The sequence below is a fragment of the Acinetobacter sp. AND/436 genome, assembly GCF_049546925.1.
In the GTDB taxonomy this organism is placed as follows: Bacteria; Pseudomonadota; Gammaproteobacteria; order Pseudomonadales; family Moraxellaceae; genus Acinetobacter; species Acinetobacter indicus.
Map to the genome: position 1 here is coordinate 104,406 of NZ_JBMXBO010000002.1, position 11,521 is coordinate 115,926.

General features: G+C 48.6%; 10 protein-coding genes and 3 tRNA genes. 4 read left to right on the forward strand and 9 right to left on the reverse strand.

Going from position 1 to position 11,521, the window contains the following annotated elements; genetic code table 11:
* The first annotated feature begins 118 nt into the window (after window positions 1-118).
* Window positions 119-1,324 carry an alpha/beta hydrolase family protein gene (locus ACPEPR_RS02265; protein WP_423561870.1) on the forward strand — a complete coding sequence of 402 codons (1,206 nt, stop codon included), beginning with the start codon at window positions 119-121 and terminating at the stop codon, window positions 1,322-1,324.
* A gap of 44 nt (window positions 1,325-1,368) precedes the next feature.
* Here ACPEPR_RS02265 and ACPEPR_RS02270 read toward each other — a convergent pair whose 3' ends face one another.
* On the reverse strand, window positions 1,369-2,262 hold the full coding sequence (locus ACPEPR_RS02270; RefSeq protein WP_016659982.1) for a LysR family transcriptional regulator: 894 nt from the start codon (window positions 2,260-2,262) through the stop codon (window positions 1,369-1,371).
* A 213-nt stretch (window positions 2,263-2,475) separates the two neighbouring features.
* On the opposite strand from ACPEPR_RS02270, the gene ACPEPR_RS02275 reads away from it, so the two are divergent.
* Window positions 2,476-4,218 (forward strand): FAD-dependent monooxygenase, encoded by a 1,743-nt coding sequence (locus ACPEPR_RS02275; protein WP_286422075.1) that lies wholly within the window; start codon window positions 2,476-2,478, stop codon window positions 4,216-4,218.
* A 167-nt stretch (window positions 4,219-4,385) separates the two neighbouring features.
* Window positions 4,386-4,664 carry a hypothetical protein gene (locus ACPEPR_RS02280; RefSeq protein WP_045795172.1) on the forward strand — a complete coding sequence of 93 codons (279 nt, stop codon included), beginning with the start codon at window positions 4,386-4,388 and terminating at the stop codon, window positions 4,662-4,664.
* Here the strand turns inward: ACPEPR_RS02280 and ACPEPR_RS02285 are convergent, their stop codons facing one another.
* The 6 genes from ACPEPR_RS02285 to ACPEPR_RS02310 form a co-directional block, all read right to left on the reverse strand.
* The gene (locus ACPEPR_RS02285) at window positions 4,665-5,108 is read right to left on the reverse strand and encodes a DUF2726 domain-containing protein (RefSeq protein WP_005176498.1); all 444 of its coding nucleotides are present in this window, start codon (window positions 5,106-5,108) and stop codon (window positions 4,665-4,667) included. It abuts the gene before it with no gap.
* A 56-nt stretch (window positions 5,109-5,164) separates the two neighbouring features.
* A tRNA-Asn gene (locus tag ACPEPR_RS02290) sits at window positions 5,165-5,240 on the reverse strand.
* A gap of 263 nt (window positions 5,241-5,503) precedes the next feature.
* A tRNA-Asn gene (locus ACPEPR_RS02295) sits at window positions 5,504-5,579 on the reverse strand.
* Between the two features lie 5 nt (window positions 5,580-5,584).
* Window positions 5,585-5,660: transfer RNA gene (locus tag ACPEPR_RS02300), tRNA-Asn, on the reverse strand.
* Between the two features lie 146 nt (window positions 5,661-5,806).
* Window positions 5,807-6,433 (reverse strand): superoxide dismutase, encoded by a 627-nt coding sequence (locus ACPEPR_RS02305; protein ID WP_005176500.1) that lies wholly within the window; start codon window positions 6,431-6,433, stop codon window positions 5,807-5,809.
* A 151-nt stretch (window positions 6,434-6,584) separates the two neighbouring features.
* Window positions 6,585-7,343 (reverse strand): Nif3-like dinuclear metal center hexameric protein, encoded by a 759-nt coding sequence (locus ACPEPR_RS02310; protein WP_005176501.1) that lies wholly within the window; start codon window positions 7,341-7,343, stop codon window positions 6,585-6,587.
* Between the two features lie 170 nt (window positions 7,344-7,513).
* On the opposite strand from ACPEPR_RS02310, the gene ACPEPR_RS02315 reads away from it, so the two are divergent.
* Window positions 7,514-8,692: a trypsin-like peptidase domain-containing protein gene (locus ACPEPR_RS02315; protein ID WP_005176504.1), complete on the forward strand. Its 1,179-nt coding sequence runs from the start codon at window positions 7,514-7,516 to the stop codon at window positions 8,690-8,692.
* 317 nt (window positions 8,693-9,009) lie between these two features.
* On the opposite strand, the gene ACPEPR_RS02320 is transcribed toward ACPEPR_RS02315, so the two are convergent.
* Window positions 9,010-10,008 (reverse strand): Tim44 domain-containing protein, encoded by a 999-nt coding sequence (locus tag ACPEPR_RS02320; RefSeq protein ID WP_005176505.1) that lies wholly within the window; start codon window positions 10,006-10,008, stop codon window positions 9,010-9,012.
* 121 nt (window positions 10,009-10,129) lie between these two features.
* Window positions 10,130-11,521 (reverse strand): DNA repair protein RadA, encoded by a 1,392-nt coding sequence (gene radA, locus ACPEPR_RS02325; RefSeq protein ID WP_016659986.1) that lies wholly within the window; start codon window positions 11,519-11,521, stop codon window positions 10,130-10,132.

The following is an 11,521-nucleotide window of genomic DNA, read 5'->3' on the forward strand; positions in this document are numbered from 1 at the left end:
AACAAAGCATCCGAGCAGGATGCTTTTTTTATGCTTAATTCAAAGAACTCAGGCTGAGTACTTAACAACAAGAAGATAAAGAGGAATTCAAGAGACAACGACATTTAAAAAACTGTTATTGGCGGTAACCTGCTCCTCGGCGCTGTTATTTACAGCATGTGGTGGCGATGATAATGACTTTAACTTTATCCGTGACAAAACTTTTGTATCTGATGCTGCCTATACCCAAGATGGTATTGAAGGTGTGATCATCCGGGTCATGACCTATAAAATGCCAAATGTACGTGACCAGAAAACAGAAGCTACCGCCATGGTATTTTATCCGTCCGCACCTCGTCCGGTAGATGGCTGGCGTGTGGTGGTCTGGGAACATGGAACAGTGGGCATTGCTGATCATTGTGCACCGAGTCGCAACAGTTTAAATCCGCGTTTTAAGGCCATGGCGGAAAGTTTACTGGCCGCAGGCTATGTGATTGTCGCGCCAGATTATGAAGGGCTGGGCACGCCGGGCATTCATCCGTATTTACATTTAGAAAGTGCGGCCCAGTCTGCTATTTATTCAGTACGCGCCTTAAAAGAAGATCTGGGTGCACACATGCATGGTGCCTGGATGTCGGTGGGGCAGTCACAGGGTGGTCATGCCTCTTTAGGTACTGCGGAATTTGCCAATCAGGATGCCAATTATAAAGGTGCAGTGGCAGCAGCACCGGCTTCGAGTCTGGGTTATATCATTGCGGAAGTCGCGCCGGCGGCCATTCATGATCTGGAGCTGGCAGAGAGTGTTGGTCTGTATCCGGTTGGAACGGCCCGTAATGTCTATGCAGAACTGATGGCCTATGCTGCCTATGTCGCGGTCGGCATTAAAGCCTATGAACCGGACTTTAATTACCTCAGCATCTTCCAGCCGGAATCGCAGGATATTGTGCCAGAAGCCGAAGGCAACAATGGTGAAAATGGCCAATGTCTGGACGAGCTGATGCAGTCCTTTAGAGAAGATATAGATGCCTTTACTGAAAATAGTGGTCTTGCTGTGGCTGATTATCCGGGGCTGACGGCAAATTTCCAGGACAATGCAACCATTAAGCGCTTCCTGGCCATTAACCAGCCGGCCACCAAAAAGCTGGATACACCGATTATGGTGATTCAGGGTGAAGCAGATACTGCTGTGCCGGCAGCTGTCACCACGGCACTGGTAGATAACTTAAGAGAGATGGGGACGACGGTTGAATATGAATTGGTCCCGGGTGCCTCGCATACCCAGGCCATTGTGCAGAGAAATGCCGAGCTGGTGCGCTTTATTCAAACCCACATGCCTGCGCAATAATGTCCTCCTAAAACTCGCTGATCAGTCCGGAAGATCGGGGCTGATCAGCTCTCAGTGACCGAGATTTCGAGTTTGGCCAGTTCCTGAGTAATGAGCTGCAGTGCCAGATTATGGTTATTTTTACGGTAATTGGCATATAGATGGAGCGGCTGAACTTCAAAATCGGTTTCAATGATCGCCACATGCTCATTCAGAAAGCGCAGCAGATATTCCGGCACAAAACTGTAGCCCATCCCCAGATTAATCAGATTAATATGCTGCAATACATTGGTGACCCAGAGTAACTGCTCGGCCGGCATCTGTTCAATCGGCACCTGCCGGGTGACCTGTTCATAAAACACCGGAGAAGCGGTTTGCTCGCACATAATCAGCCGCTGTTGCAGCAAGGCTTCAGCACTCATCCGCGACTTGGTCGGTGCAGATTTTTGCCCTGACACCAGATAGATTTTCTCTGACAAAATGGGAAGATCGACAAAATCATCCTGCTGAATGGCATAGCGGGTCAGGCTTAAATCCAGCTCAGCATTTTTCAGGCGCTGAATCTGCTCCAGACAGGTCAGGCTCTGGATATGAATCTGCAGATTGGGAATGGCCTGTTTTAAGCGTTCTAGCATCAGCGGCAGCACTTTCAGCTCGGCCACGTTCAATAAGCCAATATGAATCTGGTTGTTTTTCTGATGCGCCACCTGACGCGCTGCGGCAATTGCAAGTTTGGCGTTTTCAATCGCTTGCAAGGCATAAGGTAAAAAGGCCCGGCCTTCATCGGTCAGTTGAATCTGCCGCGCGGAGCGATCCAGCAAACGAACCCCGACTTCTTCTTCTAAATCCTTAATCTGCTGGCTTAAAGAGGGCTGGGCGGTAAAGAGTTTATCGGCTGCTTTGGTAAAACTCTGTTCTTCTGCCACCGCTGCAAAATAGCGTAAATGCCGTAATTCCATGACTTTCATCCACCGTGCAGATCATCGCCCTAGTGTAACCCAACACAGTCTGAACTGCATTTCACATGAGTCGATGTGTTTTATCCAGCAGCTGACTAGAGCTAAAACCAATAGCACTATCGTTTATACGCATAGAAATAGGCGGGCTGGATGGAGCGGATTACACTGCATACAAATATTCTGCAACAGATACAGCGGTGAAAGGAGTCCGGAATGTCTACACACTATGATACTGATGTGCTGGTGATTGGTACGGGGCCGGCGGGTTCTACTTTAGGGCTGGCCTTGGCCAGTTATGGCATCAGGGTACAGCTGTTTACCCAGTTTAACTGGCTGGCCAACAGTCCGCGTGCGCATATTACCAATCAGCGTGCGATGGAAGTTCTGCGTGACTTGGGCATTGAAGAGCAGGTCAAAGCCATTGCCACGCCGTGGCAGCAGATGGGCGAAAGTTTACTCACCACCAGTCTGGTCGGGGAAGAAATTGCCCGGATGAGCTGCTGGGGCACGGGCGATGAACGTCATGGCGATTACATCAAAGGCAGTCCATGTCCCTTTGTCGATCTGATCCAGCCGAAAATGGAAGCACTGCTGGTCAAGAATGCGGCCGAACGCGGTGCGATTTATAACTTCAATACCGAATATTTATCACATACTCAGGATGAGCACGGCGTAACCGCGACCTTCCTGAATCGGGTGACCCAAACTGAATTTAGCCTGCGAGCCAAATATTTAATTGGTATGGATGGGGCGCGTTCGAAAATTGTCGAAGAGTTGAAGCTGCCCTTAGAAGGAGTGATGGCGCGTGCCGGAACCGTGTACGTCACTTTTAAAGCCGACCTGTCCAAATACGTGGCGCATCGTCCGGCCATTTTACAATGGATTGTGAATCCGGAAGCCAGTTTTGGTGACTTGGGCATGGGATTGCTACGTGCCATTCAGCCCTGGAATGAATGGATTATGGGCTGGGGCTTTGATATCAGCAAAGGCGAACCGCAAGTCACCGAAGCCCAGGTTCGGGCGCGACTGAACACCTTTGTGGGTGAAGAGGTGCAGCAGGTCGAAATTGAAAAAGTATCTTACTGGTATGTCAATCAGACCTGGGCCACCCAGTATTCGGTGGGGCGTGTGTTCTGTGGTGGCGATGCGGTACATCGTCATCCGCCATCGAGTGGTTTAGGTTCCAACACCTGTATGCAGGATGCGTTTAACCTGGGCTGGAAGCTGGCTTATGTGCTTAAAGGCTGGGCCAAGCCAGCGCTACTGGACTCTTATAGCGATGAACGGGCGCCGGTGGGCAAACAGATTGTGGCACGTGCCAACCAGTCCCGTTTTGACTATAAGCATTTAAAAGCAGTATTTGGCTTTGATCAGGGTGTGCAGACCCAAGCCGAGATGTTGCAGCGGATTTTTGCGGAAACACCGGAAGCGGCCGAGATTCGGGAAAAGTTGTATCAGGCGCTGGCGATTAAACATTATGAGTTTAATGCTCAAGGGGTGGAGCTGAACCAGCGTTATCTGTCCAATGCCGTGCTGGCAGAAACAGATGAAGAAATCTTTGTACAGGACCCACAGCTGTATTTGCAAGCCACCACACGCCCGGGTGCCAAACTACCGCATACCTGGCTGATTGATGCGCAGGGCTATAAACATTCCACCCTGGATATTGTCGGTAAAGGGCGCTTTACGCTACTGACCGGTTTATCGGGTGCAGCATGGAAAGCGGCAGCGGCCCGGTTAAGGCTGGACTATCTGGATGTGATTCAGATTGGTTCACGTGAACATCGCGATGTCTATGCCACCTGGCAGCAAAAATCGGAAATTGCCGATGCCGGTGCCGTGCTGGTACGTCCGGATGGCTATGTGGCTTGGCGGATGCAGGATACACCAGAACAGGGCTTTGATCATCTGGCCTGTTTAACTCAGGTTTTTGGCGAGATTCAGCTGAACCTCTAATCGGAGAGATGAGCAGTCTGACGTGATCTGTAACGCAGCCGTCTGTAGCCGTACAGGCGGCTGTGTTGTATCTTCAGGTTCAAGCAAACATCAACAGAGGCTTTGTCCTCGAAAATGATTTTGTTATATTGAGCGTCATTTTGATGCATCTGACAGAGGACTCTCTCATGACCGCGCCTGAACAGCAACGACCGAATCAGCCACCCAATACCAAAAAGATTATTCTGTTGGCCAGTTTAGGTCTGCTGATTCCTGTTTTTCTGGTCAGTATGGCGTTTCTGGCTGTCAACAGCGATGCGAAAAATCAGGAAAAATATAAACAGCAGCAGGCAGAGATGATTGCGCGGATTAAAGCGCGTGAAGCGGCTGAACAACAGCAGGCGCAGCAACAAGCTCAACAACAAGCCGATGCAAACCCAGCAGCTTCTGAAGCTGTAGCGCCTTAATTAAAGAATATCCTGCTGCAATTGTCTGATACTCGGAATCTCCGTGTATCGGATCACCTGATAGCCCGCCTCAAGCAACATGGCATCCCGCTCGGCATCTTCGCTTTCTTTGCCAATATGAGTGGGATCATCCAGTTCAATAATAATCACCACATTCATCTGCTGATCCAGCAAAACAAAATCGGTGACCTTGCGATTAAAGCGGGAACGGATCTTGTAGTTACTATTGGTAATTAACGCACTAAAAGCAACTTGAGCCAGAATATGATGTTCGGGAAAAGCCTGCTTTAAGCGGGCAAACATCTTGGCTTCAAACGGGGTAATGACTTTTTTCGGAAAATATTTCTGTTTGGGGCGCAAATAGGAGGCCGCCACCAGCAGCATCAGCACCAGTGTGGCCAGGCAGCCAATAAAGAAGAAAGTCGACTGAGCGCTATTGAACACAACACATACTTGTATAAAGAAAAAACCCACTCAAATGGAGTGGGTTTTTAGAATCTTGGCTCTCCCACCTGGGCTCGAACCAGGGACCTGCGGATTAACAGTCCGTCGCTCTACCGACTGAGCTATGGGAGAATCTGAAACGCATTCTAGGCGGCAAAGGGCAGGTGGTCAAGTCCGCGGCCTGAAAAAATGTAGTTTTTCAGTTTAACTGAATTAAAAATAAACGAATGAAGGCGTTTGGAAGCAGAAAGCTTGGTGTGTGGCTTTTACTGGTCTATGACGGGCAGGGTGCCGTGGTACAGGTAGGGGCTATTTTAGGATGATGATTCTCATTGAATCCCCCAATCTAAACGCCATAAAAAAACCCACTCAACTGGAGTGGGTTTTTAGAATCTTGGCTCTCCCACCTGGGCTCGAACCAGGGACCTGCGGATTAACAGTCCGTCGCTCTACCGACTGAGCTATGGGAGATTAGATGGCTCTCCAACCTGGGCTCGAACCAGGGACCTGCGGATTAACAGTCCGTCGCTCTACCGACTGAGCTATTGGAGAATCTGATGGGCATTTTAGGGAGGAATGCGCCGGTCGTCAACCAGATTATTTAAACAAATGAATCATTTGCCTTAGATTTATGCAGTTATTTCCTAAAAATAAAAAAATCACCCATAAAGGGTGATTTTTTACACAGAAAAATAAAATTATTTTTCTACGCCTGCTGGTTGGCCAGCCAGTTTCGCGTTGGCATAATCCCAGTTCACCAGGCTTTCAAGGAAAGTCGAGATGTACTTAGGACGTGCGTTACGGAAGTCGATGTAGTAAGCGTGTTCCCAAACGTCAATCGTTAATACTGCAATTTTGCCGTGCGCCATTGGCGTATCTGCATTTGAAGTTTTCATGATTGACAATTTGCCGTTTACGTCGTCAGCTACTAACCATGCCCAACCTGAACCGAATTGAGTTGCAGCAGCAGTTGCAAATTCTTCAGCAAATTTTTCGTATGAACCGAAAGCTTCATCAATTTTTGCTGCAATTGCGCCAGTAGGTTTACCGCCACCGTTTTTCGCCATACAGTTCCAGTAGAACGTGTGGTTCCATACTTGTGCAGCATTGTTGAAAATACCTGCTTTAGAAGCATCGCCAGCACTTGCCTTGATGATTTCTTCTAAAGTTTTACCTTCAAGCTCAGTACCTGCGATCAGGTTGTTCAGGTTCACAACATAGGTGTTGTGGTGCTTGTCATGGTGAAATTCTAAAGTCTCTTTGCTGATGTGCGGCGCAAGATCTTCGTAACCATATGGTAATGCTGGTAAAGTAATCGTTGTCATGTTTTCAATTCCTTGCTTATGCTGGGTTTTGAGTTTAAGTCGGCTTATTGTAATAGATTATTCAACAAAATTGCGCATTGCTTATAAATAACATTACACAATAAATCCTTAATTTATACGTATAAGCCAGCCTCAATTCATCTCCCAAGTTTTAAATCGGATTATTCAATTCGAAATAGACATATTCGAGATTAAATTCGCGTGCCAGCGCCTGTCCCAAACGCTGTACACCGTAGCGTTCAGTCGCGTGATGGCCACAGGCATAATAATGGACGCCCAGTTCTTTGGCTTCATAAAAGGTACGTTCTGACACTTCGCCAGAAATATAGGCATCACAGTCTTGCGCTGCGGCTTTATGAATATAATCCTGCGCGCCGCCGGTACAGAAACCGACTTTGCGGATTTCGGTTGGATTGGCCGGTAAATGAATGGTATCAAACCCCAGTTTTTCACTTAACAGGGCTTTAAACGCTTCTGGTGACATGGCCTGTTTTAAATAGCCAATATTGCCAATTGGATGACGTTCACTCGGGTCCAGTGCTTCCAGTTGCTCCAGTCCCAAAATATCAGCAATGGCCGCATTATTGCCCAGTTCAGGATGTGAATCGAGCGGTAAATGATAACCTACCAGTGAAATATCATGCTGGATTAGGCTTTTAATGCGTTTACCGCGCATTCCGGTAATCGGGTAGGGTTCACCTTTCCAGAAATAGCCATGATGCACCAGCAGCACATCGGCTTGCTCGGCAATGGCGGCTTCAATTGCATCTTGTGATGCAGTTACCGCACACAGAATTTTTTTGACTTCCGGTTTGCCTTCAATTTGCAAGCCGTTTGGGGCATAGTCTTTAAACTCGGCTGATTTTAAGGTTTGATCACACCAGCGGATCAGGTCATGCAGCTTAGCCATAAATCTCTCAAAAGCCTTAAATTTTGTTGTCATCAAAACATATTTTGAATTGTAACTAAAGCAGCACAAAACTCTTTAGTGATTTTTATGTTTCCTTATGTATTTCGCTTTACAATAGGTCATAAATTACTTAGTCATCAATGAATTAAAAAATTTTAGAGGATAGAGCTGTGCGCCGGACCTTTACATGGTTACCTTGGGTGTTACTTATTATTGTGATTATTGGCTTTTTGGGCTGGCAACAGTTTCAAAAACCGAAAGCTCCCGTTGCCCCGGATGGGGTGAAAATGCCTGCTGAAAAAGTAGAACCGCTGATTGATACCACCCGTACTGGCGGGGTGGTGTCTTATAGTGCTGCCGTAAAAGTAGCAGCACCGGCCGTGGTCAATATTTTTACCACCCAGAAAATCAAGCAGCCTAATCATCCTTTGTTTAATGATCCGGCATTCCGTGAATTTTTTGGTGATCAGTTACCGGAACAATATCGCCAGGGACCTAATGAAAACAGCCTCGGTTCCGGGGTGATTGTACGTGCCGATGGTTACATTTTGACGAATAACCATGTGATTGCCCAGGCCGATCAGATTGTGGTGGCCTTGCATGATGGCCGTCGTGCCGAGGCAAAAGTGGTCGGCACCGATCCGGATACCGACTTGGCGGTAATTAAAATTGAGCTGGATCAGTTACCGGTTTTACCATTTAAACTCAGTGGCAATGAAGTCGGTGATGTGGTGCTGGCGATTGGTAACCCGTTTGGGGTAGGCCAAACCGTCACTCAGGGGATTATTTCCGCGACCGGTCGTTCGGATTTAGGCATTAATACCTATGAAGACTTTATTCAGACTGATGCTGCCATTAACCCGGGGAATTCCGGCGGTGCGCTAATTGATGTGGCCGGGAACTTAATTGGGGTTAATACCGCAATTTTCTCGCAATCGGGCGGTTCTTTGGGCATTGGCTTTGCTATTCCGGCACAGGTCTGTCAGCAGGTACTGAACTCGATTTTAAAAGATGGTCGCGTGGTACGTGGCTGGTTAGGTATTAGCTTATTGCCGGTACAGCAACAGAATATTCTGGAGCCAAAACAAAGTGGCGTGGTGGTGGCAGATGTCTTGGCCAATGGTCCTGCGGCCAAAGCCGGTATTCGCCGTGGCGATAAAATCCTGAAAGTGAATGATGAAGAGATTAGCTCAACATCACACCTGATTAATTATGTGGCGCTGCAGCAACCGAACCAGCCGGTGAATATCCTGATTGAACGTGAAGAACAGTCTTTAGAGCTGCAAGTGGTGGTTGGTGAGCGTAAAGTGCAAAACAGTGATAAACAGTTTATTCCATTACCAGAATAAGCTCGCAGTACGCGCTGTAAATTAAACATGAAAAAGCTCCGCAGGTCGGGGCTTTTTTTAATGGGTGAATTTTATCAGCAGTCTGTTAGTGAAGAGCGATATTGTAAGATCAAGCGAAAATACGTAGGAACGTACTGAATGGCGCAGAGCAGACATACCGTCTTATAGAGATGATCGCTGTATCACATCTCTAGGTCTTTCCATCCCTCGAGATAATCGGTTGGGGACAAAATAAAGCAACTAAATGAATAACATTCCGCAGGCGGTGCAAAAACAAAAACAGCGGCCGAAGCCGCTGTTTTTGATCTTAGGTTTAATTAGTGTTCTTGCTGGATACCCGCAACCAACCAGTCCTGGCTAGAACCTGCTGGCTTAACAAAATGCCAGATTTCAGTGAATGGCTGTGGCAAGCTGTTTAAATCTTCACTCACCGTACCGGTAAAGCGCACACTCACTACATACTGACCATTTTCAGTAGCAGAATCGACCACCATCGCATTCAGGTTAGAAAACTCAGCCACATCCTGATCCTGATTGGCCATGATGTCCTGATACATCGACTGGTACAGATCAGGGGTTAAATAACGCTGAATTTCAGCAATATTGCTAGCCGTATTCATAGACTGAATATGGTTAAAACGCTGACGTGCAACACGCAGAAAGGCTGCTGGCTCCGTACCATCTGGTAACTGGTTACCACTGTTGGTGTACGCGGTACCAAAGGCAGCGTTATTCACTGGTGCTGCACCAAATGGCGCATTGTTGGTTGGGGCTGAACCACCGACGTTCTGGCCAAAGATATTGGTGTTATCGCCACCGGCACGTGGTGCAGCAGCAGATTGACCAAACGGTGCGTTATTGGCACCGTTATTTGGCGCATACGGGTTATTGGCTGCTAATTTTTTTTTTGCGCCCATCTTGCGGAAAATGAAGAAGGCGACTGCTGCAGCGAGGAGAATCCAGATCCAGCCTGGGATTCCACCTTCTTCCTCCTGTTGAGCCTGTGCCTGGCTGGCTGGCTGATCATCTGCTAAGGCATTGGCAGCCACTGCACCAATCGCAGCACCTGCAACACCCGCAGCGACCATACCACCGACACCCGGACCAGATTTTTGCTGCGCAGGCGCAGTAGCTGGAGCGGGCTGTTGTGCAGGAGTAGCTTGACGAGGCTGTTGGTAAGATTGAGTTGGTGTTGCTGAACGGCTCATGCCATGGCTTTTACCACCACCGGCACGTTTTGCTTCGGCTGCTAAAGGGGCAACCAAGAGGGCAGCTGTTAAAATACCAGCCATCAAACCACGCTGTCGAACTTCCATCAATTTTTCCTATTTAAAAAAAGAAATTTATCGCCCTGTATTTATGCAGGCATTTGTCCCGAATTTCAATACAGAATTCAGCTTTTTTCACATGAAAAGCTCAAAAAATAGGGCAAAGGCTCTAGTGCAGTTCTTCACTTAAACTCATGGCCTCGCTCAGGGCTTCATGCAAACGGGCCACCGCAATCACCTGCACCCCTGGAATCGCTTTTTGCGGTGCATTGGCACGTGGCAAAATAATATATTTAAAGCCATGTTTAATCGCTTCTTTTAGACGTTCCTGACCATTCGGCACCGGACGGATTTCACCGGATAAACCGACTTCACCAAACACCGCCAGTTGCTGGGGCAGGGCTTTGCCGCGAATACTCGAAGCACAGGCCAGCAGCACCGCCAGATCGGAGCCGGTTTCGGTAATTTTCAGCCCGCCGACAATATTGACATAGACATCCTGACCGGACGTCTGCACGCCGCCATGGCGATGCATCACCGCCAGTAGCATATTCAGCCGGTTTTGTTCTAAGCCAAGTGCGACCCGGCGCGGCTGACCATGTGCATCATCGACCAGTGCCTGTACTTCCACCAACAGCGGTCGTGTACCTTCGCGGCTAATCATCACAATTGAGCCGGGAATGGCTTCATCATAACGGCTCAGGAAAATCGCTGACGGATTGGCCACTTCACGCAAGCCTTTATCGGTCATGCCAAACACGCCCAGTTCATTGACCGCGCCAAAACGGTTTTTGACCGCACGAATCATCCGGTAGCGGGAATCGGACTGACCTTCAAAATACAGCACACAGTCCACCATATGTTCCAGCACACGTGGCCCGGCCAATGCACCTTCTTTGGTCACATGACCGACAATAAACAAGGCTGTGCCACTATTTTTGGCAAAACGGGTCAGGAGCGCCGCCGATTCACGGATTTGCGATACGCCGCCCGGTGCAGACTGCAAGGTTTCAGTATATAAGGTCTGGATGGAGTCCAGAATCGCCACTGCGGGACGTTGCTGGGCCAGCACCTCACAAATCCGTTCCACACAGGTTTCAGCCATCACCTTGAGCTGATCGGTCGGTAAATCCAGACGCTGCGCGCGTAAGGCCACCTGTGATAAGGATTCTTCACCAGTGACATATAAGGCAGCGCTGTTGCTGGCGGCCATATGGGTCGCGGTTTGCAGCAAAATGGTCGATTTCCCAATTCCGGGATCACCGCCAATCAGCACCACTGAACCAGTGACCAGACCACCACCAAGTACCCGGTCAAATTCGCCAATACCGGTGGCAAGGCGGGTTTCGGTAGAGACTGAAATCTGGTTTAAAGTGGTCACAGTTGAAGCCTGACCGGCATAGCCGCCGCCCATACGTGGCTGGGCACGATGGGTCACCGCAGGGGCAATGCTGACTTCGGTTAAACAGTTCCATTCACCACAGTCTGAACATTGACCAGCCCATTTAGGATGATCTGCGCCGCATTGTTCACAGCGATAGACACTTTTTGCTTTTGCCAT

What these genes read in the sequence shown, in the direction of transcription:
- ACPEPR_RS02280 (WP_045795172.1), top strand. Translation starts at nt 4,386, where the DNA reads ATGACCGCGCCTGAACAGCAACGACCGAATCAGCCACCCAATACCAAA.
- ACPEPR_RS02305 (WP_005176500.1), bottom strand. Translation starts at nt 6,433, where the DNA reads ATGACAACGATTACTTTACCAGCATTACCATATGGTTACGAAGATCTT.
- ACPEPR_RS02320 (WP_005176505.1), bottom strand. Translation starts at nt 10,008, where the DNA reads ATGGAAGTTCGACAGCGTGGTTTGATGGCTGGTATTTTAACAGCTGCC.
- radA (WP_016659986.1), bottom strand. Translation starts at nt 11,521, where the DNA reads ATGGCAAAAGCAAAAAGTGTCTATCGCTGTGAACAATGCGGCGCAGAT.
- ACPEPR_RS02270 (WP_016659982.1), bottom strand. Translation starts at nt 2,262, where the DNA reads ATGGAATTACGGCATTTACGCTATTTTGCAGCGGTGGCAGAAGAACAG.
- ACPEPR_RS02275 (WP_286422075.1), top strand. Translation starts at nt 2,476, where the DNA reads ATGTCTACACACTATGATACTGATGTGCTGGTGATTGGTACGGGGCCG.
- ACPEPR_RS02310 (WP_005176501.1), bottom strand. Translation starts at nt 7,343, where the DNA reads ATGGCTAAGCTGCATGACCTGATCCGCTGGTGTGATCAAACCTTAAAA.